Annotated in this window: 17 protein-coding genes and 1 pseudogene; 4 read left to right on the top strand and 14 right to left on the bottom strand. The window is 71.5% G+C overall.

The window, feature by feature from the left end:
• Positions 1 to 115 precede the first annotated feature (115 nt).
• Both ACGFI1_RS37920 and ACGFI1_RS37915 read left to right on the top strand, forming a co-directional pair.
• Positions 116 to 1,072, top strand: a complete 957-nt coding sequence (locus tag ACGFI1_RS37920) for an NAD(P)H-quinone oxidoreductase (RefSeq protein ID WP_392792516.1) — start codon at positions 116 to 118, stop codon at positions 1,070 to 1,072.
• Positions 1,073 to 1,085: 13 nt separating this feature from the next.
• Complete coding sequence (locus ACGFI1_RS37915; RefSeq protein WP_392792514.1) at positions 1,086 to 1,625, top strand: bacterial proteasome activator family protein; 540 nt, start codon at positions 1,086 to 1,088, stop codon at positions 1,623 to 1,625.
• A gap of 42 nt (positions 1,626 to 1,667) precedes the next feature.
• Here ACGFI1_RS37915 and ACGFI1_RS37910 read toward each other — a convergent pair whose 3' ends face one another.
• From ACGFI1_RS37910 to ACGFI1_RS37855, 12 genes are all read right to left on the bottom strand, one after another.
• Positions 1,668 to 2,471, bottom strand: coding sequence for a Cof-type HAD-IIB family hydrolase (locus ACGFI1_RS37910; RefSeq protein ID WP_364549593.1), 804 nt, complete (start codon positions 2,469 to 2,471; stop codon positions 1,668 to 1,670).
• Between the two features lie 63 nt (positions 2,472 to 2,534).
• Positions 2,535 to 3,794, bottom strand: coding sequence for a serine--tRNA ligase (serS, locus tag ACGFI1_RS37905; RefSeq protein WP_364549590.1), 1,260 nt, complete (start codon positions 3,792 to 3,794; stop codon positions 2,535 to 2,537).
• Between the two features lie 53 nt (positions 3,795 to 3,847).
• Positions 3,848 to 4,654: a class I SAM-dependent methyltransferase gene (locus ACGFI1_RS37900; protein ID WP_386875009.1), complete on the bottom strand. Its 807-nt coding sequence runs from the start codon at positions 4,652 to 4,654 to the stop codon at positions 3,848 to 3,850.
• Positions 4,655 to 4,668: 14 nt separating this feature from the next.
• Entirely contained in the window at positions 4,669 to 6,306 is a 1,638-nt protein-coding gene (locus ACGFI1_RS37895) for a hypothetical protein (protein WP_392792512.1), read from the bottom strand.
• Between the two features lie 40 nt (positions 6,307 to 6,346).
• Positions 6,347 to 7,939, bottom strand: coding sequence for a hypothetical protein (locus ACGFI1_RS37890; protein ID WP_392792510.1), 1,593 nt, complete (start codon positions 7,937 to 7,939; stop codon positions 6,347 to 6,349).
• A 32-nt stretch (positions 7,940 to 7,971) separates the two neighbouring features.
• The gene (locus tag ACGFI1_RS37885) at positions 7,972 to 9,582 is read right to left on the bottom strand and encodes a hypothetical protein (RefSeq protein WP_392792507.1); all 1,611 of its coding nucleotides are present in this window, start codon (positions 9,580 to 9,582) and stop codon (positions 7,972 to 7,974) included.
• Positions 9,583 to 9,615: 33 nt separating this feature from the next.
• Positions 9,616 to 11,229, bottom strand: coding sequence for a hypothetical protein (locus ACGFI1_RS37880; RefSeq protein WP_392792505.1), 1,614 nt, complete (start codon positions 11,227 to 11,229; stop codon positions 9,616 to 9,618).
• Between the two features lie 110 nt (positions 11,230 to 11,339).
• Positions 11,340 to 12,053 (bottom strand): DsbA family oxidoreductase, encoded by a 714-nt coding sequence (locus ACGFI1_RS37875; protein ID WP_392792503.1) that lies wholly within the window; start codon positions 12,051 to 12,053, stop codon positions 11,340 to 11,342.
• A 58-nt stretch (positions 12,054 to 12,111) separates the two neighbouring features.
• Positions 12,112 to 13,053, bottom strand: coding sequence for a prephenate dehydratase (gene pheA / locus ACGFI1_RS37870; RefSeq protein WP_392792499.1), 942 nt, complete (start codon positions 13,051 to 13,053; stop codon positions 12,112 to 12,114).
• Positions 13,054 to 13,211: 158 nt separating this feature from the next.
• Positions 13,212 to 13,667 carry a DUF4446 family protein gene (locus ACGFI1_RS37865; RefSeq protein ID WP_138636692.1) on the bottom strand — a complete coding sequence of 152 codons (456 nt, stop codon included), beginning with the start codon at positions 13,665 to 13,667 and terminating at the stop codon, positions 13,212 to 13,214.
• On the bottom strand, positions 13,667 to 14,971 hold the full coding sequence (locus ACGFI1_RS37860) for a glycosyltransferase 87 family protein (protein ID WP_392792497.1): 1,305 nt from the start codon (positions 14,969 to 14,971) through the stop codon (positions 13,667 to 13,669). The genes ACGFI1_RS37865 and ACGFI1_RS37860 overlap by 1 nt, the downstream gene beginning before the upstream one ends.
• A gap of 114 nt (positions 14,972 to 15,085) precedes the next feature.
• On the bottom strand, positions 15,086 to 16,255 hold the full coding sequence (locus ACGFI1_RS37855; protein WP_392792617.1) for an RNA-guided endonuclease InsQ/TnpB family protein: 1,170 nt from the start codon (positions 16,253 to 16,255) through the stop codon (positions 15,086 to 15,088).
• Positions 16,256 to 16,307: 52 nt separating this feature from the next.
• On the opposite strand from ACGFI1_RS37855, the gene ACGFI1_RS37850 reads away from it, so the two are divergent.
• Positions 16,308 to 16,481 carry a type II toxin-antitoxin system prevent-host-death family antitoxin gene (locus tag ACGFI1_RS37850; RefSeq protein WP_138636686.1) on the top strand — a complete coding sequence of 58 codons (174 nt, stop codon included), beginning with the start codon at positions 16,308 to 16,310 and terminating at the stop codon, positions 16,479 to 16,481.
• 106 nt (positions 16,482 to 16,587) lie between these two features.
• Entirely contained in the window at positions 16,588 to 18,831 is a 2,244-nt protein-coding gene (locus ACGFI1_RS37845) for a hypothetical protein (RefSeq protein ID WP_387069008.1), read from the top strand.
• 637 nt (positions 18,832 to 19,468) lie between these two features.
• Here the strand turns inward: ACGFI1_RS37845 and mptB are convergent.
• Both mptB and ACGFI1_RS37835 read right to left on the bottom strand, forming a co-directional pair.
• Positions 19,469 to 19,873, bottom strand: a pseudogene (gene mptB / locus ACGFI1_RS37840) (polyprenol phosphomannose-dependent alpha 1,6 mannosyltransferase MptB); the annotation flags it as partial.
• 296 nt (positions 19,874 to 20,169) lie between these two features.
• On the bottom strand, positions 20,170 to 20,913 hold the full coding sequence (locus tag ACGFI1_RS37835) for a glycosyltransferase family 2 protein (protein ID WP_138636688.1): 744 nt from the start codon (positions 20,911 to 20,913) through the stop codon (positions 20,170 to 20,172).
• Positions 20,914 to 21,064: the final 151 nt, after the last annotated feature.

Below are 21,064 nucleotides of genomic sequence, written 5' to 3'. Positions count from 1 at the left end.
GCCCCCACGCAGGATACCCATCACCCAATACCACGCATCCCGCGTGTAGATCGACCTTGGGGCGGGACTCCGGGGAGGGGGAGCACTCCGCGGCGCGCCCGGTAGCGTGATCGGTATGCATGCGATCGTGATCCGCGAGCCGGGCGCCGCCGACGTCCTGGAGTGGACGCAGGTGCCGGACCCGGAGCCTCAGCCGGGCGAAGTGCTGATCGATGTGGCGGCGAGCGCGGTGAACCGCGCGGACGTCATGCAGCGGCTGGGCTTCTACCCGCCGCCGCCGGGCGCTCCCCCGTACCCGGGGCTGGAGGTGTCCGGCCGGGTCTCGGCCCTGGGCGCCGGCGTCACCGGATTCGCCGCCGGCGACGAGGTGTGCGCGCTGCTCGCCGGGGGAGGGTACGCCGAACGGGTCGCCGTGCCCGCCTCGCAGGTGCTCCCGGTGCCGCGCGGGGTGGACGTCGCGGCCGCCGCCGGACTCCCGGAGGTCGCGTGCACCGTGTGGTCGAACGTGTTCTGGCTGGGCGAGCTGCGCAAGGGCGAGACGCTCCTCGTCCACGGGGGCGGCAGCGGCATCGGGACGTTCGCCATCCAGCTCGCCAAGGCGCGCGGCGCGCGCGTGGTGACGACCGTGGGCAGCGCGGAGAAGGCGGCCCGCTGCCGCGAACTCGGCGCGGACGTCGCCGTGAACTACCGCGAGGACGACTTCGTCGAGAGCGGCCCGTACGACGTGATCCTCGACCTGATCGGCGCCAAGTACCTGGCCCGGAACGTGGAGGCGCTCGCCACCGGCGGACGGCTGATGGTGATCGGCCTCCAGGGCGGCGCCAAGGCGGAGCTGGACCTCGGCAAGCTGCTGCGCAAGCGGGCGCTGGTGCACGCGACGACGCTGCGGGCCCGTCCCCCGGAGGAGAAGGCGGAGATCGTGGCCGGGGTCCGCGAGCACGTGTGGCCGCTGCTGGAGTCGGGGGACGTCCGTCCGGTCATCGACCGGTCCTTCCCCATGGCGGACGCGGCGCGCGCGCACGAGCTGATGGAGGAGAGCGGTCACGTCGGCAAGATTCTGTTGACCGTGTGAGGATGTGATGTTTATGAGCGAGCCTTCGAAGAACCAGTCTGAACAGGAACCGCAGGTCCTCGTGGTCGGCCCCAACGGCATCGCCATGGAGAGCGTCGGCGAGGGCGAGTCCGAGGGCAAGTCGGTCACCGAGATGGTCGAGCAGCCCGCGAAGGTCATGCGGATCGGCGGGATGATCCGGCAGCTCCTGGAGGAGGTCAAGGCGGCCCCGCTGGACGAGGCGAGCCGGGCCCGGCTGCGGGAGATCCACAAGTCGTCCATCAAGGAGCTGGAGGACGGCCTCGCCCCCGAGCTGGTCGAGGAGCTGGAGCGGCTGTCGCTGCCGTTCGCCGAGGGATCGGTGCCGAGCGAGGGCGAGCTGCGGATCGCGCAGGCGCAGCTCGTCGGCTGGCTGGAGGGGCTGTTCCACGGCATCCAGACGACGCTGTTCGCGCAGCAGATGGCGGCGCGGGCGCAGCTGGAGCAGATGCGCCGCGCGCTGCCCGCCGGCATGGTGCCCCCCGGCGAGGAGGAGCCGCAGTCCCGGCCGCGCTCGTCCGGCCCCTACCTGTAGGACGCCCCCGGCCGCACCCTCCGGCGAGGGTGCGGCCACCCGCTACGGGAACAGCCGCTCCAGGACCTCGGCCACGCCGTCGTCGTCGTTGCGGGACGTCGTGTGCGTCACCGCGGCCCGCACCAGCGGGTGCGCGTTGCCGACGCCGTAGGACGTGCCCGCCCAGGTGAGCATCGGCAGGTCGTTGGGCATGTCGCCGAACGCCACGACGTCGGCGGCGGCGAACCCGTGCTCGGTGCACAGCGCCGCGAGCGCGCTGGCCTTGGTGACGCCGAGCGCGCTCATCTCCAGCAGCCCCCGCCCGGACGAGTGCGTCACCGTGACGATGTCGCCCACCGCCTGCACGGCCTTCTCCGAGAGCGTGTCGGGGTCGGCGTCCGGGTGGAAGGCGAGCAGCTTGGTGCCGGGCCTGGTGACCAGCTCGGCGGCGTCCACGCGGCGGCCGCCGAGCGCCTCCACGTCCCAGCGGCCGAGGTGGTAGCTGGTCTCGAAGTAGAACCCGGCCGGGTGCTCCACCGCGAACTGCAGTTCGGGCGCGATGCCGCGCAGCCGCCCGACCGCCTCCGCGATCACCTCCGGCGGGATCTCCCGCGCCTCCAGGACGGTCTCGGTGTGCAGGTCGTAGACGACGGCGCCGTTCGCGCAGATCGCGACGCCGTGGTGGTCGACGGCCGCGGCGACGTCGGTCATCCAGCGCGGCGGCCGCCCCGTGACCATGACGAGCATCGCCCCGGCCCGCTCGACCCGGGCCAGGGCGTCGACGGTCCGGGCGGAGATCGTGCCGTCGGAGCGCACGATCGTGCCGTCGAGGTCGGTCGCGATCACGCGCGGCGAAGACTGGCTCATGTCACCTTCCAGGGCAGATGCCACAAACCATAGGCGACGCCACCGACGCCGGGCGGCCGAGGGTCAGCGCTTGAGCGGCTCCAGGACGTCCTGCCCGAGGAACTTGCGCAGCGCCTCCGGCACCCGCACCGACCCGTCGGCCTGCTGGTGGTTCTCCAGGATCGCGACCATCCACCGGGTCGTCGCCAGCGTGCCGTTCAGCGTCGCGACCGGCTGGTTCTTGCCGTCCGCGTCGCGGTACCGGACGGACAGCCGCCGCGCCTGGAACTCCGTGCAGTTGGACGTCGAGGTGACCTCGCGGTAGGTCTGCTGCGTCGGCACCCACGCCTCGCAGTCGTACTTGCGGGCCGCGCTGGAGCCGAGGTCGCCCGCCGCGACGTCGATCACCCGGTACGGGAGCTCGACCTTCGCGAGCATCTCCTTCTCCCAGTCCAGCAGCCGCAGGTGCTCGGCGTGGGAGTCGGCCGGGTCGCAGTAGGAGAACATCTCCACCTTGTCGAACTGGTGGACGCGGATGATGCCGCGCGTGTCCTTGCCGTAGGAGCCGGCCTCGCGGCGGAAGCACGACGACCACGCCACGTACCGCCGCGGCAGCTCGTCGACGATCTCGTTCATGTGGTACGCGGCGAGCGGGACCTCCGACGTCCCGACCAGGTACAGGTCGTCGTCCGGGAGCCGGTACACCTCGGCGGCGTGCGCGCCGAGGAACCCGGTGCCCTCCATCGCCTCCGGCTTCACCAGCACCGGCGGGTACATCGGCGTGAACCCGTTCGCGACGGCCGTCTCCATGGCGAGGTTCAGCAGCGCGTACTGGAGCCGCGCGCCGACGCCCGTCAGGTAGTAGAACCGCGCGCCGGACACCTTCGCGCCGCGCTCCATGTCGATGGCGCCGAGGCTCTCGCCGAGCTCCAGGTGGTCCTTCGGCTCGAAGTCGAACGCGGGCGGCTCACCGACGTGCTCCAGGACGACGAAGTCCTGCTCGCCGCCGGGCGGGGCGCCCTCCTCGATGAGGTTCGGGACGCCCTTCAGCAGGGCGTCGAGCTCCGTGCCGAGCCGGTCGGCCTCCGCCTCCCGCTCCTTGACCTGCTGCGCCAGCTCCTTCGCGCGGACGAGCAGCGCGTCGCGCTCCTCGCCCTTGGCCTTGGACACCGACTTGCCGAAACTCTTCTGCTCCGCCCTGAGCTGCTCGAACGAGGTCAGCGCGGAGCGGCGCCTCCCGTCCAGGTCGAGCAGCCGGTCGACGACGGCGTCATCCTCACCGCGGGCGCGCTGCGACGCGCGCAGCCGCTCCGGATCCTCTCGAAGAGCTCGCAGGTCAATCACAAACCCGAGGCTACCGTTCCGAGCCCCGCGCCCGCGCGCGCATAACCGCGCTTCTACCGGACGCCGCTCGCGAGCAGGGCGTGCGCGGGCAGCGCGACCTTGCCGCCGTCCACCCCGTAGTCGGCGATGATCGTGTCGTAGGCGTCCTTGATCCGGGCGACGGTCTCCGCGTCCTGCCGCCCGACGATGACGCCGTTGGTGCCGACCCCGGACAGCGCGCCCGTCTCCCACCACTCCTCGGGGTCGACGACGTGCTCCCAGGTCACCTCCTCGACCGCGACCTCGGCGATGCCGGCCTCCGTCACCAGCCGCCGGAACGGCGCCGCCTCCCCGTACTCCATGAACGGCGACTGCGGGATGTCGTCCGGCCACGGCACCCCGGCCTGCTCGATCGCCTCCCGGACGATGCCGAGGGCCCCGCTGCCAGGCATCACCCAGCAGCTCAGCGCGAGCCGCCCGCCCGGCCGCAGCACCCGCCGCAGCGCGGCAATCGCGGCGCCGGGGTCGCTCACGTGGTTGATGACGCAGTTGCCGGCGACCGCGTCGAACGTCCCGTCGGCGAACGGCACGTCCGGCAGGACGGCGACCCGCACGTCCAGCCCGGGAACGTTCCGCCCGGCCGCCTCCGCCATGCTCGCCTCGGCGTCCACCGCCGACACCTCGGCGCCCCGCCGGGTCGCCTCCAGCGCGACGAACCCGGGGCCCGTCCCGACGTCGAGAAACCGCGTCCCGCCGGTCACCCCGGCCGCGTCGAGCAGCGGACCGGCCAGGTAACGGGTGAGCCGGGCGAAGCCCCGCTCGTACGCGGGGCCCCGCCCGGCCCACAGTTCCCGCTCGTAAAGATCGAAGTCCTTGGCCACCAGGGCAGCCTACGTCAGCGCACGTCCACGTAGTCGTCCCGATACGTCTTGATGTAACTGGACGTCGCCGAGGTGTAGGCGCGCCAGGTGCCGTCCTTGGTCGCCTTGAACCCCTTACGGAAGCGGCCGTACTTGTCGGCCTTCTGGGAACCCATGTACGTCCACTTGGACGACCCCTTCGGCAGGAAGTAGAACGCGATCGTCTTCGAGCCGTAGGGCTTCCACCGGTCGGTCTCCCGGTAGAGGGCCCCCATCACGGTGACGGTGCCGCCCTTCCGCACCGGCTCCGGAGCCGCGTTGAAGTCGAGGATCTTCGTCCGGTAGCGGACGTCCACGTAGTCGGTTCCGCCGACGGACGGCTCGGCGTAGTCCCCGCGCGGGACCACCGCGCGCCAGTACCCGTCCCGGTCCGCGCGCCCCTCGAAGCGGAACGTGCCGTCGCCGTTGACCCCCACGGCGGCCTTGGTGCTCCACTTCTTCCGGTCGGTGGAGAACTGGAGTTGCGCGGTCGCGTTCGAGGCCGCGCCGACCCAACGGCCGTCGGCCAGCCGGTTCATCACGCGCCCGCTCCCCGTGACCATGTTGCCCCGGCCGACCGGCTCGGGCGCCGCGTTGAAGCCCGTGACGGACGTCCGGTACGCGACGGGCCGGTTGGTCGTGTACGCGCTCGACATCAAGTAGCCGTAGTAGTCGTCGGGAAGGGTCTGCGGCTCGTTGGCGAAGGTGACGCTCCAGGCACCGGGCTCCGTCACGGTGACCTTCGCCGTGTAACCGCCGTCGGCGCCGGTCACGGGCCTGCCGACGACGCTCCAGTCGCCGCTCTTCGTCGCGTTGAAGCTCAGGTTGAGCTGCTTGCCCGCGAGCGGCGCCCAGACGCCGGCGCGGTCCCTGCGCTCCAGCCGCCCGGTCACGGTGACCTGGTCGCCCACGATGAGGCGGGCGGGCATGGCCAGCGAGAGGCGGGTTTGGAGGCGCACCTTCGCGATCGGGATCTCCGCGCTCTTCGCGGGCCGGTACAGGAACCCGCCGCCGTAGGTGAGCTGCGCGTCGCCCGTCGTGACGACGTCGCCGGTCCCCAGCACCCGGCCGTCCGCCCCGGTGACCACCGTGGGCGCCGGCCCGGCCGCGCCGCTGAGACGCAGGGTGGCGCCCTCCACGGGGGCGAGTGCCCCGTCCGCGCCACGGCTCATCAGCCGGCCGCCGAAGGCGACCTCGGGGTGCTCGACGTCGACGATCCGCGGCGTGACGTCGAAGTCGGTGATCACCGTGTCGAGGCCGTTGTCGATGGTGGCGCGCTGCCGGAACACGGTCGTCACGTCCGCGTTGGCCAGCTCGACGTCGACCCACCAGCGGCCCTGCTCGACCTCGACCGCGGACCTCGTCCGCCACACGCCGTTCGCGGCGGTGCCCTCGACGAGTTCGAAGTCGTCCGCGGTGAGCGGCTCCGCGGTGCCGCCGGAGTACGGCCGCACGACGGCGCGCACCTTCGTGATGTCGATGGACGAGTCGGCCGCGACCTCGATCTTCGTCGTCCCGCCGGGCGACAGGACGCGGGTCTCCCGCACCCGCAGGTACGGCGCCGCGGCCGCGGGGGCGGCGGCGAGGGACAGTGTCACGACGACGGCCGTGACCAGGGCGAGCAGTCGGCGCACCGCGCCTCCAAGATCAGTAGTTGTCATCGGGGGCCCGGCCTCAGCGCACGTCCACGTAGTCGGTGGGCGCGTTGGACGCGATGTAGGTGCCGCTCCCCGCGTACTTCGCCATCCAGGTGCCGTCCTTGGACGCGGTAAACGTCTTCTTGAACCAGCCGTCGCTTCCCGTCTTGGTGTCGGCCATCCACTTCCACGTGGACGTGCCGGAGGCCTTGAAGTAGACGGAGATCTTCGCCCCCGGCGCCACGCTCGACGCGGGCCGGTAACGGTACAGCCGACCCTTGACCGTGATGGTCTTCCCCTTGCTCACCGGCTCCGGCGAGGCGTTGAAGCTCGCCATGTAGGTCCGGTATTTGACGTCGATGTAGTCGGCCCAGCTGATCAGCCCCGCGTTGAGCGCGTCGCCCTGGTACCGGACACGCCAGTAGCCGTCCTGCGTGATGGGGTTGTCGCTGGAGAAGGAGAAGTCGCCCGGCTGCGTGAGCGTCTGCTTGCCCATGATCCGGTACCACTTGCCGTCAGCGGAGTACTCCAGGTAGACGGGCAGCTTCGTGGTGGCGGCGGGTGCGGGCTCGATCGTCAGCCGCCCCGCGGCCTTCATCCGGTCGCCGTACGGAAAGGGCTCCGGACCGGGATTGAAACCGGACAGCTTCGAGACGTTCTGGATGTCGTACGCTCCGACCAACGCTCCGGCTCCCGCGAAGAACGCGTTCTCCTGGGGAGTCACGTAGACGGGACCGTAGGTACCGGCGGTGCGCCCGGCCGTGAACGGCATCCGGAACGTGCCGTCAGCAGCGGTCTTCACCCAGCCGGTCGGGACAGCGGAACCGTCCATCGAGCCGGCGCTGACCCAGATACCGCCCACGGGGACATCGGTCCCCTCGCGGAGGGCCTTCCCCACGACGGCCATCTGCGCACCGGCCGCCACGACCATTCCGGGAGCGAAGTCCGCCCTGAGTTCGACGGGCAGCTTCTTGACGGTCAGCGGCACCGAGGAGAAGGCCCCGCACAAGTACTCCGGTGCGTAGACGCTCACAGAGGCTTCCGTCGAGCCGCTGTAGGTCAACTCGAAACGGCCGTCATCCCCGGTCGCGGTCTTCGAGCGGGGTCCCTGGACGGTCGCGCCGGGCGCCGGCTGCCGCGTCGCACCGCTGTACTTCACGAACTCGACGCTTCCGCGGAGCGTCACCTCGGAATGGTCGGCGTCGATGACGTCGGGCGTGACCGTGAGGTTTCTGACGCTCGTCAGGTAGCAGTCGTCGAAGGTGGAATTCCGGGTGATCGTGACCCCGTCCGCCATGGTGGTCACCACATCGACCCAGTTGACACCAGGCCGGGCGTCGATGTCGGGACGGAATTCCGCCGTCCAGACGCCGTTCTCGTCCGTCCCTTCGGTCCGCACGAGATCCACCGTCGCGTAGGACCCGCCCTTGTAGGACATCCGGGCCTGGACGCTCGCGACTCCGCTGGGAGAACGGGCGTCCACCTTGAGCTTGACCACGCGGTCCTTGGCCGCATTGTCGAACTGGAGGGTCAGCAGCGCGGAGGTCGTGTCCGCGTGCCCCGTTCCCGGGAGGAGCAGGAGCGGCACCGCGAGCGCGGCGGCCGCGAAGAGGGCAGAACTTCGACGCACAGGGTCTCCAAGAAAGTGAGTGCCGACCTAGGTCAGCGCACGTCCACGTAGTCGGTGGGCGCGTTGGACGCGATGTAGGTGCCGCTCCCCGCGTACTTCGCCATCCAGGTGCCGTCCTTGGACGCCGTGAACGTCTTCTTGAACCACCCGTCGCTTCCCGTCTTGGTGTCGGCCATCCACTTCCACGTGGACGTGCCGGCCGCCTTGAAGTAGACCGAGATCTTCGCCCCCGGCGCCACGCTCGACGCGGGCCGGTAACGGTACAGCCGACCCTTGACCGTGATGGTCTTCCCCTTGCTCACCGGCTCCGGCGAGGCGTTGAAGTTGTACATGTTCGTTCGGTACTTGACGTCGATGTAGTCGACCCAGCTGATCAGGGGCGCGTTCCGCTCGTTGCCCGGGTAGCGGAGGCGCCAGTAGCCGTCCTGCTTCACGGGCTTGTCGGCGATGAAGTAGAAGTCCCCCGGTCCGGCCAGCGTCCAATTCTGGAAGACCGTCCATGTCCTGCCGTCCGGGGAGAACTCCAGGTACACCGGCAGATCCGTGTCGGTGGCGTAGGAATTCAGCCTGCCGCTCACGCTCATCAGATTGCCGTAGGGGAAGGGCTCCGGGCCCGGGTTGAATCCGCTGAGTTGCAGCATGTTGCGGACATTGAGCGCGCCGAGGCCGACCTCGGAGGGAGCGAAGAACCCGCCGCCCATGTAGCGAGCGACCACAGTGGCCGACGCCCCCTCGTTCCGGCCGGCCTTGAAGGTGGTCCGGAACGTGCCGTCCGCCTCCGTCCGCACCCCACGGGGAAAGGAGAAGGCCACTTCGGCGGGCACCTCGACGCGGACCTCGCCGTCGGCAACGGGCACGGGTCCGGCAGGGCTCAGCCGGACGACCTTTCCCTCCACCGTCATGTCCGTGAACGGCACCACCGTCGACGACGGCATCATCTTCGCGGTGATCTGCGTGGCCTGCTTCTCGACGGTGATCGGGGCGGCCCGGTGCGTCCCGCAGAACTGCCCCTGCGAGAGGAGCTGGACGGTCGGAGCGGTGTCGCCCCTCGTGCTCAGGGTGAACGAACCGTCCTCACCCGTTGTCGTGGAATCGTCCCCGTACTGTGCGCTGACCTTCGCGCCCCGCGCCGGTTCCGGCGCGGCCTCGCGGTACTTCTGGACCAGGACCCTGCCGCGCATCGTCACGTCGGAATGCTCGAAGTCGATGACGTCCGGCGAGTTCGTCAAGTCGGCGATGGTCGTCATGTAGCAGTCGTAGAACTGGCTGTACCGCGTGACGGTGGCACCGTCGGCCGTGGCGACGAGCACCTCCACACGGGTCGTGCCGGGGCGGGCCTCGATGTCGGAGCGGAAGGCCGCCGTCCAGACGCCGTCGTGCTCGGTTCCCTCGGTCAGCGTGAGGTCGACCGTGGCGTACGGCTCCGCGTCGAGGCTCTGGTAGTGCATCTTCGCGCGCACGCTGGTGACGCCGCTCTCCGACTTCGCCTTCATCGTGAGCTTCACGACGCGGTCCTTGGCCAGCCGGTCGAAGTCCAGCGTGAGCATGACGCCCGTCGCGTCCGCCTGCGCGGCGGTCGCGGGGACGAGCAGGGCCGATGCCGCGAGCGCGGCGGCCGCGAAGAGGGCAGAACTTCGACGCACAGGGTCTCCAGGAAAAGTGGGTGCCGACCTAGGTCAGCGCACATCGACGTAGTCGGTGGGCGCGTTGGACGCGATGTAGGTGCTGCTCCCCGCGTACTTCGCCATCCACGTGCCGTCCTTGGACGCGCTGAACGTCTTCTTGAACCAGCCGTCGCTTCCCGTCTTGGTGTCGGCCATCCACTTCCACGTGGACGTGCCGCTGGCCTTGAAGTAGACGGAGATCTTCGCACCGGGGCCGGGGCCCACCGTGTCCCGGAAGCGGTACAGCAGCCCCTTGACCGTGATGGTCTTCCCCTTGCTCACCGGCTCCGGCGAGGCGTTGAAGTTGTACATGTACGTGCGGTACTTGACGTCGATGTAGTCGACCCAGCTGATCAGGGGCGCGTTCCGCTCGCTGCCCGGGTAGCGGACGCGCCAGTAGCCGTCCTGCTTCACGAGCTTGTCGTCGTTGAAGTAGAAGCTTCCGGGCCCGTCCAGCGTCCGGCTCTGGAAGACCGTCCATGTCTTGCCGTCCGGGGAGAACTCCAGGTACACCGGCAGCTTCGTGTCGTCGGCGTAGGAGGGCTGGAAGCCCAGCGTGCCGTGCGCGAGGATTCCGTCGCCGTAGGGGAGGGGCTCCGGGCCCGGGTTGAATCCGCTGAGCTGCGGCATATTCCGGATGTTCAGTGTGCCCAAGGCGGTCTGACTGCCGGTGAGGAAGCCGTTCCCCTGGGAACTGACGGTCACGGCGCCGGACGCGCCGGCGTTCCGCTCGGCCCAGAAGTGGGCGTGGAAGGTGCCGTCCTGGCGCGTCCGCACCCACGTGATCCCGTCCCGGCCGACCCCTGCCGGGACGGCGACGCGGACCTCGACGTCCGCCGCGGGCGCCGGACCGGTGGAGCCGTGCCGGACGACCTTGCCGTCGACGGACACCTGCGCGCCGGGGGCCACCGTCGACCCCGGCGTCATCGTGGCGGTCACCTCGGTGGACTGCGTGTTCACCGTGAGGGGCAGGTCCTCGCGGTCGCCGCAGAAGACGCCCCGCCTCAACACCTCGACGTGGGCGCTCGGCACACCGCTGTAGCTCAGGGTGAAGGAGCCGTCCGCTCCCGAGGTGGTGGAGTTCTTCCCAGGTCCCCAGACCTCCGCGCCCGACGCCGGCTCCGGCGCGGACTCCCGGTCCTTCTGGATCATGACTCGCCCGCCGACGGTCACGTCGGAGTGCTCGATGTCGATGACCGCGGGCGTGGCGGTGACGCCCTGCACGATCGTCGTGTAGCAGTCGTAGAACCCGTACGGACGTGTCAGGGTGGCCCCGTCGGCGGTGGTGATCAGCACCTCGACGCGCGTCAGCCCGGGACGGGCCTCGACGTCGGGGCGGAACTCGGCCTGCCAGACGCCGTCGTTGTCCGTCCCGCTCGTCCGCGTGAACTCCACGGACGCGTAGGGCTCGGCGTCCGTGGTCTTGTACCGCATGTTCGCCCGCACACCCGTGACCCCGCTCGCCGACGCCGCGGTCACCCTGAACTTGACGACCCGGTCCTTGGCGAGAAGGTCGTAGTCCGAGCTCACCGTGACGGCGGTCGCGTCCGCCTGTGCGGTTCCGGGGACCGCGAGCGCCGCCAGGGTGAGGACGGCGGTCGCGAGCAGGGCAGGGGTACGGTGCACGGGGCCTCCATGATCAAGGGTGCATGGAGGAGACGCACTTCACATTCGGGCGGTTTACCTCGAAATCCGATATTTCGGGCACAGAATGATCACGGAGGCGCCGTGCGGGGTCAGTGCTGGTGCGGCGGGACGGCGCAGGTGTCGTCGGTGCAGGCTTCCGCGTCGCCGCCGATGGTGGTGAGGGCGGGGTTAGCGTCCGTCCAGGCGCGGTTGAGGGCCTCGGTGAACGCTTCGGGCGGCTGGGCGCCGGAGACGCCGTAGCGGCGGTCGAGGACGAAGAACGGGACGCCGGTCGCGCCGAGGGCAGCGGCCTCGCGCTGGTCGGCCTCCACGTCGGCGGTGAACGCGCCGGAGGCGAGCGCCTCGCGAGCGGCGTCGGCGTCCAGGCCCGCCTCGGCGACGACCTGGACCAGGGAGTCGCGGTCGAACACTGAGCGGCGGTCGGTGAAGTGCGCCTTGTAGAGGGCCTCGACGACCTCGTCCTGGATGCCCTGCTTCGCCGCGAGGTGGACGAGCCGGTGCGCGTCCACGGTGTTGCCCGCGCGGCCGCCTTCCAGGTAATACTCCAGGCCCGCCGCCGCGGCGCGCTCCTCCATCTGCCGGTTCATCTCGACGGCCTGCTCGCGCGTCATGCCGTACTTCTCCGCCAGCATGTCGGCCACGTCGACGGTCTCCCCGGGCGGGAAGGTCGGGTCGAGCTGGAACGAGCGGTGCACCACCTCTACGTGGTCGCGGTGCTCGAACCCTTGGAGGGCCTTCTCGAAATGCCGCTTGCCGATGTAGCACCAGGGGCAGACGACATCGGACCAGATCTCAACGCGCACGGGGCAACCCTTCGATTAGGAGTCACCCGCTAGCAACACGCGGAGGACCGAATCTGTTTCAGCTCTGGCGGCCGGTGCGGATCGAGGTCAGCCAGTCGGCGGCCTCGGTGAAGTCGGCGTCGTGGGTGCCGCGCCGGATCTCGGGGCTGACACTGTCGGCGCGCGGGTAGGAGCCGACGAAGCGGAGGTCGGCGCAGACGCGGCGCAGCCCCATCAGGGCCTCGCCGACGCGGGCGTCGGAGACGTGGCCCTCGAAGTCCATCCAGAACAGGTAGGAGCCGAGGCCGGCGCCGGTCGGGCGCGACTGGATCAGCGTCAGGTTGATGCCGCGCATGGAGAACTCGGTGAGGATCTCCAGCAGGGCGCCCGGGTGGTCCTCGCCGATGAAGGCCACGACGGTCGTCTTGTCGGTGCCGGTCGCGGCGGGCGGCGGGCACGGGCGGTGCAGGACGACGAAGCGGGTGACGGCGTCGGCGACGTCGTGGATGTCCTCGGCGAGGACGGACAGGCCGTAGCGGGCCGCGGCGAACGAGCCGGCGAGCGCCGCGTCGTAGTGGCCGTCGGCGACGTGCTGGGCGGCCTCGGCGTTGGACGTGGCGGCGCGCCACTCGGCGTCCGGGACGTTCTCCAGCAGCCAGCGGCGGCACTGCGGCTGCGCGATCGGATGCGACGCGACCGTCTTGATGTCGTCCAGCGCGGTGCCGGGCCGCACGAGCAGCGCGAACGACACCGGCAGATGGACCTCGCCGACGATCTGCAGGGGCTCGCCGGTGGCCAGCTCGTCCAGCGTGGTGGGGACGGAGCCCTCGACGGAGTTCTCCAGCGCGACGACCGCCGTGTCGGCCTCGCCGCTGCGCAGCGCCTCCAGGACGGCCGGGACGGTCGCGTACGGGAGGTGCTCGGCGTCGGCGGCGCCGGGGAGGGTGAGCAGCGCCGCCTCGGTGAACGTGCCCTGCGGACCCAGGTAGGCGTAGCGCGCTGTCCTGTCGTCTGCGGTCACGGGTCCCCCGGGGCGAACGGTGTGGTGGAGTGCCTCTGACGTGAGGCGAGATACCCGAGTCTACTTCCCGGCGGGCGGAGCCTGGAGCGTCAGGTGGGCGGAGCCTGGAGCGTCAGGTGGGCGGAGCCTGGAGCGTCAGGTGGGCGGAGCCCGGAGCGTCAGGCGCGGGCCGAGGTGCGCTCGCCGCCGCCGAAGTCGGGCAGCGGGTCGTCCATCGAGACGACCGGGCCCTTGCCGAGGCGGGCCGCGCGCAGGGCGTGGCTCTCCTCGGGGGACAGCATCTCCACCGGGTGCCCGGCCTGCACGACCTTGGCGTAGGTGCGGGTCTCGGTGCGCCCGTTGATGGAGCTGACGACGACGCCGTCGCCGACCGCGTTGATCAGCGCGAGGGAGAACGACCGGTGCCCGGACATCTCCTTCAGTGCGTCGTAGTGGACGATGGCGAGGTCGCGCAGCGCGCGCTCGTCCACCGATCCGCTGGCGACCTGGAGCTGGCGCCTGAGCATTTCCCCGCACTCGTCGACGACCTGGTTGACCCGGTTGTGCGCGACCACCGCGATGGAGAGGCCCGCAACACCGGCGACCAGGCCCGCGACGGCCACCGCGACTAGCATCACGGGGCGAGCGTACCCACCTCGACCTCCGGTTGCGAAGGATCCTCCCGGCCGGCGTCCGGTTTCAGCCGGTTCACCAGCCAGCCGCCGAGCAGCGCCATGGCGGCGAGCGCCGCGATCCCGAACGAATCCCGCAGGACCTGGCCTGCGAATTCCGCTATGACGGAGTGTTCCGGGCCGATCCACGCACGTCCCCACCAGGGGAGCGGCCACAGGAACAGCAGCCACACGGCCCCCGCGAACAGACATCTTCGCGTGTCCCGTCCATCACCGGCCAAAGCCCCAATGACCGCGATCATCCAGACAAGGTGGTGGATCCATCCCACCGGGGACAGCATCACCGACAGCAGCCCGGTGATCGCGACGCCGGCGAGCAGCAGGCTGGAGGCGTCCGGCCCGGTCAGCTCGTCGGCGGCCAGGGTGGCGCGGCGGGCCCACCGGAAGCCGACGTAGGCGACGGCCAGGGCCAGCACGAGCCACACCGCCGTCCGGACCGGGCCCTCGTCGAAGATCCGCGCGACGATCCCCTGCACCGCCTGGTTGGTGGTGCCGTCGACCGCGCCCGTCCGGTCGCCGCCCTGGAGCAGCGCCCCGAACCAGTAGGCGGACGAGTCGGCGGGCAGCAGCATGAACCCGCCGAGGGTCGCGGCGGCGGCGGTCAGCACCGCGTTGACCAGCGCGTCCCGCCGCCCGGTGAGCAGGAAGTAGATGAGGAAGACGCCCGGCACCAGCTTGATCGCGACGGCCAGCCCGACCAGCGCGCCGCGCGGCCAGCGGGGCGTGCGGGCGCAGCAGTCGGCGAGGCACATCGCGAGCAGGAACAGCCCGACCTGCCCGAACCGGACCTGGTCGCGGACGGGGTCGAGCCAGGCCATCGCTGCGAACAGGACGCCGGCGGTGAGCGGCGCCCAGCGCCCGGTCCGGCGGATGAGGTCGCGGAACGCGAACCACACCACGATCGCCAGCGCCACGTAGATCAGCACGACCCAGGTCCACTGCGCGACCGGCCAGGACAACAGGGTGAACGGCACGGCGAGCGCGGCGGCGAACGGCGGGTAGGTGAACGGCAGCAGCTGCGGCGGCTGGGTGAGGAACTCGTACAGCGGCGCCCCCCGCAGCACGGCCAGGCCGCCCTCCCGGTACACCTCCAGGTCGACGAGCCGCTGGTCGGGCGGGTTGGTGAGCCACCGGGACGCGATCGGGACGACCGCGATCACGGCGACGGCGATACCGGCGAGGAGAAAGGGCAGGCGCGACCGCCGGACCCGCCCGCCGCCGACCTGATGCGCCCTGGGACCGTCCACAGCCCGCAGGATATGGCCCCTTCGCGGTAGTAGCGCTCTTTTGACGTGCTCCCGAGCCCAGGGGGTCAGGGGGCAGCCTGCGCCGCGTGTGGGGCGCTTCTGCGGCTTCCTGTTTCACCGAGCCCCGCCTCCCTGAGCAGGAGGTCTTATGGACTCTCCGCAGGCGTTTAACCTCTCCGCCCGTCCGGCGGCGAGAATGTTGATGGCGGCGTTGACATCGCGGTCGTGCACCGCACCGCACGAGCAGGCCCATTCCCGGACGTGCAGGGGCATTGACTCGGCGACCCTCCCGCATGCTCCGCAAAGCTTGGAGGAGGGGAGCCAACGGTCCACTTTCACCAGCGTGCGGCCATGCCGTTCGGCCTTGTACTCCAGCATCGCCGCGAACTGGGACCAGCTTGCGTCGTGCACACTCTTGGCGAGCCGAGTGCGGGCGAGACCGTACACGCAAAGATCCTCCAGGTAGACCGCTTGGTTGTCGCGGATCAACTGGGTGGAGAGCTTGTGGTGATGGTCCCGCCGCGAATCGCGAACGCGGGTGTGCAGCCGCGCGACCTTCACGACGGCCTTCTTGCGGTTCTTTGAGCCCTTCTGCTTGCGGGACAGCGCCTGCTGAGCCTTGCGGAGACGTCGTTCGGCGCGGCGCAAGAACCTCGGGTTGGCGATCTTCCGGCCCGCAGAGGTCACCGCGAAGTGCGTCAACCCCAGATCGATGCCTACCTCGGACGCGGTCTCCGGCAGCGGCTCGTCGGCGATCTCGACGACGAACGAGGCGAAGTACCGCTCGGCCGCGTCCTTGACCACCGTCACCGACGACGGTTGCGACGGCAACTCCCTCGACCACCGCACCCGCACATCTCCCACCTTCGGAAGCCGCAGCCTTCCGCCCGCCGTGATCGTGAAGCGGGCGTTGCGGGTGAAACGGATCGCCTGCCGCCGGTCCTTGCGGGATCGGTATCGGGGCGCCGCGACTGCGCGCCCCTTCCGCTCACCCGACAGTGACGCGAAGAAGTTGCGGTAGGCGGTGTTCAGGTCCGCCAGAGCCTGCTGCAGAACGACGGACGACACCTCGCCCAGCCACGCCCGCTCGACGGTCTTCTTCGCCTGCGTGATCACTACCTTGGACAGGTCTCCGTCCGACAGGTACGGCCGCCCGGCCGCATGTGCCTCCTCCCGTGCGCGCAGGGCGTCGTTGAACACCACTCGCGCGCACCCGAACGCCCGCGCCAGCGACTGCTGCTGACCGACGGTCGGGTAGATCCGGAAGTTGTACCTAAGCCGCACCAGTTGATTGTACGTCCATGTACATGAGAGATCGTGCTCGTACACTGACGTAATGGAATCGGAAGAGATGAGCGTCGCCGACGTCCGCCGCCAGTTCGCCGACGTCCTCAACAGCGCCGCCGTCCGAGGACGCATCACCTACGTCACCAACCGCGGGCGCCGCATCGCCGCGATCGTCCCCGCCCCCATCGCCGAAGCCGCCGATGAGGACAGCAGGGTCACATGAACCGGCCGGGTCACGGCGCACCGGGGCTCGATGGCCCTCTCGCGCGGGCCCTCGTCCCCGATCCGGAGGCCGGAGCACCGACCCGCATCCCGGTAGCCTTGACGCCATGATGCGCCGGGGGACCAAGATCGCCGTGTTCCTCGCGACCCTCGGGACGGTGCTGACCGCGATTCTCGGCTGGTCCCCCGCGTTCGCCGACGGCCGGGCCGGCGCCGGCGCGGGCGCCGCCACCGGGCGGGTCGTGATCGTCGGCGTCCCCGGGCTCATGTGGAGCGACGTCACCCGGGAGAACACGCCGGCGCTGTGGGAGCTCACGGGCGACGGGTCCGCCGCGGGCCTCAGCGTCCGGACGACGCGGGTCAACACCTGCCCCACGGACGGCTGGCTGACGCTGTCGGCCGGGCAGCGGTCCCGGCTGCCGCACGGCGACTGCGCGCTGCCCGCCGCGCCGATCCTGCCGGGGCAGCCCTCCCCCACCGGCCCGCCGCCCGCCGGAGGCGCGATCGCCGCCGGCTGGCCGGCCATCAAGAGCGACAACGCGGGCACCAACTACCACGCCGAGATCGGGCTGCTCGGCGACGCCGTCCACAAGGCGGGCGGCTGCACGCTCGCGGTCGGGCCCGGCGCGGTGTTCGGCGCCGGCGACGGCGGCGGCCGGGTGGACCGCTACGTCGCGTCCCCCGACAAGGTCACCGCCGCCGACTGGGTGCACTGCCCGCTCGCCGCGGTCGACGTGGACGACCTGTTCCGCGGCTACATCGACGCGGGCGTCGACCCGAAGGGCGACCAGATCCCGCTGTCGGAGGCCAAGCGCGCCGACGCCGCCGCCGCTGCCGACCGCCGGGTCGCGCAGGTCGTCAAGGGCGTCCCGCAGGGCACGACCATCCTGCTGGCGGGCCTGTCGGACACCGGCGTCAACCCGCACCTGCGCGTCGCCGTCGCGAAGGGCGACGGGTACGGGCCGGGCTTCATGACGTCCAGCGCCACCCGCCAGGAGGGCCTGGTCACGCTGACCGACCTCACCGCGACCGCGATGAAGCTGCTCGGGCTGCCGCAGCCGAAGCAGGCGGTCGGGTCGGCGTGGAAGTCGCAGCCGTCGAAGGCGTCCACGCAGGACCGGATCGACGCGCTGGAGGACGAGGACGTCGCCGCCCAGGCGATCCGCAACGTGCAGACGTCGTTCTACTGGGTGCTGTTCGCGACGCAGCTCGTCCTGTACGGGGTCGCGGTGGTGGCGCTGCGGCGCCTCGGCGGCGACCGCCGGTCCCGGGCGCGGATACTGGGCGGCACCCGGGTGATAGCGCTGCTGGGCGGGGCCGTGCCGGGCGCGTCGTTCCTCGCCGGGCTGCTGCCGTGGTGGCGGGCCGATCATCCGACCCCGGTGCTGATCTGCACCGTGCTCGGCTTCGCGGGGCTGCTGACGGGCGTGGCGCTGGCCGGCCCGTGGCGGCGCTCCGTGGTGACCCCCGCGCTGATCATCACCGGGGTGACCGCGGCCGTCCTCGCGCTGGACGTGATGACCGGGTCGAACCTCCAGCTCAACACCCTGATGGGGTACACCGCGCTGGTCGCCGGCCGGTTCTACGGCTTCGGCAACCAGGCGTTCTCGCTGTTCGCCGTCGCCGCGATCCTGACGGCGGCGTGGCTGACGGAGTACCCGCTGCGGCAGGGCCGCAAGCTCGTCGCGGTCGCGATCGTCGCCGTGCTCGGGGTGGCCGCCGTGCTGGTGGACGGCCTGCCCGCGTTCGGCAGCGACTTCGGCGGCGTGCTCGCGATCGTCCCCGCGTTCGCGATGCTCGGGCTGATGGTCACCGGGCGGCGCGTGTCGGCGCCGCTGCTCGGCGCGTTCTTCGCGGCCGGCGCGGCGATCGTGCTGTTCATCTCCTACCTGAACGCGCAGAGCGCCAACCCGACGCATCTCGGCCGGTTCTGGCAGGACCTGATGGACGGGGACGCGTGGGGCATCGTCACCCGCAAGTTCAACGCGATGCTGAACAGCCTCGGGTACTGGCCGTACACGCTCGCGATCGCCGCCGCCGTCGTGTTCCTGTTCTTCGTGCTGGCGCGGCCGACGCGGTGGCGGGTGTCGCTGCTGCGGGGCGCCTACAAGCAGAGCCGGTCGATGCGCCCGGCACTGATCTGCGCGCTGACCATCGGCGTCGTCGGGACGCTGGTGAACGACTCCGGCGTGGTGATCCTGTCGGTGGCGTTCAGCCTGGCGACCCCGCTGATGCTCGCGGCCGGGCTCCGCTCACTGGAGGTCGATCTGAGGAACGCAGACACGCCGCCACCAGCGCGGCCAGAATCGCCAGAAGCGTCCACGGGACCACGGTCGGCCGAACGACGGTGAACAGCCACTCCAGGTCGTCCGGGAGCCGGATGCGGGCGGGGGCGCGGGCCGGCAGGTAGGCGAGGCTGAGCGCCGCGGTGTGGGCCAGCAGGATCCAGTCGATCCGGGTCCAGGGGAGCAGCGCGAGGACCGCCCAGCCGAACCCGTCGTACCAGGGCAGCGCGTAGGGCGCCACGAGCAGCCACGCGAGGACGAGGGCGGCGGCGACGCGCCGGTCCTGCTCCACGCCCTCCTTGGGCAGGGCCCGGATGAGCAGCACGAACAGCGCCAGGCCGAGCAGCATCGCACCCGTCTTGATGATGTCGCGCTGGGAGCCGCGCCCGAGCGACTCGTCCAGCAGGTGCCAGGGCGTCGCGAACGACACCATGTCGCTCGCCTCGCGGACCTGGTCGAGGGAGTGCGGCCCGGCGAGGGCGTAGGAGACCACGGTGACCGCCGCGGCGCCGCAGGTCAGCGCGGCGAGGCGGCCGAGCGGGCGCCACCGGTGCCCGGTCCGCGCCGAGCGGAGCAGCGCCCAGGCGGGCCCGCCGGCGACGAGCGCGGCGGGCAGCTTGATCGCCGCGCCGGCCCCGGCGAGGGCGCCGGCGGCCAGCGACCGCGCCCATCCGGCCCGCGGCCCGAACACGGCGAGCGCGGCCACCATCGGCGCGATCGCGAGGACGTCGTTGTGCGCGCCCGCGACCAGGTGGAACAGCACGAGCGGGTTGCAGGTCCACAGCAGCGCGGTGCGGAGCCGCCGCTCCTCGGTCCTGGACGCCCGGTAGAGGACCAGCGCCGTCACCGCGAACGCGAGCACGTTCACCACCGACATGACGAACACCGTCAGCCGGACGGAGCCGTCGCCGATCCACGCGGCGAGCGCCTGCTCACCGGTCGCGATGGGCCCGTACACCGACGGCGTCGTCCGCCACTCCTCGGGGGCCCCGGCGACCGGGTCGCGCGACAGGTCCTCGGCGCTCGTGGCGTACGGGTCGTGGCCGGTCGCCGCCATCCGCCCGTAGGACGCGTAGTTCAGATGGTCGGTGGAGCCGACCGGCGGCATGCACATGAACGCGACCGCCGCCAGCAGCCCGGCGGCGACCAGCGGCAGCGCCCGCACCCGCCAGCCCCTGCGGACGGCGGCGAAGCACAGCGCGAGGCCCGCGGTGCTCGCCACGATCCCCGCGACGACCAGGCCGATCACCAGGTACGGCGACGGGTGGACGTCCAGCGCCCACGGCGGCTGCCCCGGGCGGCCCTCCAGTTCCGGCTCGAACACCGACGGGCCCAGCAGGGCGGTGCCGAGGAAGCAGGCGATGCCGGCCCCGATGCCCCACAGCCCGCCCGTCCCGAGACGGGTCACGGGCGGCTGCCGCGCAGCCGGTCCAGCCGCCGCGCCACCGCCGGGTCGCGGCTCGCGAGCGCCCGCGCGACGTCCCGGAACTGCCGGCCGCGGTGCAGCTGCGCGCGCCAGTCGGTGCCGGTGGCGCGGTGCGCGAGCGGCACCTCCACCTCCCGCACTCGGAAGCCCTGCCGCAGCAGGTCGATGGTGAGGGCCGTCTCCACGCCGAACCCGGGGGCGAGCGGCAGCGCGGCGTCGAACGCGGCGCGGGTCAGGCAGCGCTGGCCGTTGAGGGGGGCGTCGGGCTCCCAGCCGGTGGCGCGGCGGATGCCCTCGCGGGACAGCCGCACCACGAAGCCGTGGCCGCCGAGCTTCACCGTCGTGGTGAACACCGCGATCGTCATGTCGGCGTCGCCGGCCCGGACGGGTTCGACGAGCGGCGCGGCCTCGCGGGCGGTCTCGGCGAGGTCGGCGTCAAGGAACAGCAGGTGGCGGGGCTGGTCGCGGCCCCCGGCGTCGACTCCGTCGAGCAGCCGCGCCGCCTCGGCGCCGGTCTCCATCGCGGCGCCCTTGCCGCGGTTGCGGCTGTGCCGCACGACCCGGGCCCCGGCGTCGCGCGCGACCCGGCCGGTGCCGTCGGACGACCCGTCGTCGACCACCACCACGAGGTCGGCGCCGGGCAGCTCCTGGGCGGCCTTGACGGTGGCCGCGATGCGGTCGGCTTCGTCCTTGGCCGGGATGATCACCGCTACGTCCTGCATATCGCGATGGTAGTCGGGTGGCGGCGCGGGCGGCGGCAAGGCGCCGCGAACCGTTACCCGCGCGCCGACGCGGCGACCCCCGGGGTTCACCCGGCAGGCCGCCTCCGCTCGAAGGACGGTTGGTCGGACGGTGGGACGGCCGGCCGGGACG

Source organism: Actinomadura geliboluensis (assembly GCF_043197915.1).
In the GTDB taxonomy this organism is placed as follows: domain Bacteria; phylum Actinomycetota; class Actinomycetes; order Streptosporangiales; family Streptosporangiaceae; genus Spirillospora; species Spirillospora geliboluensis.
Note: the sequence above shows the minus strand (reverse complement) of the source record. Positions and strands in the feature narration are given on the sequence as shown.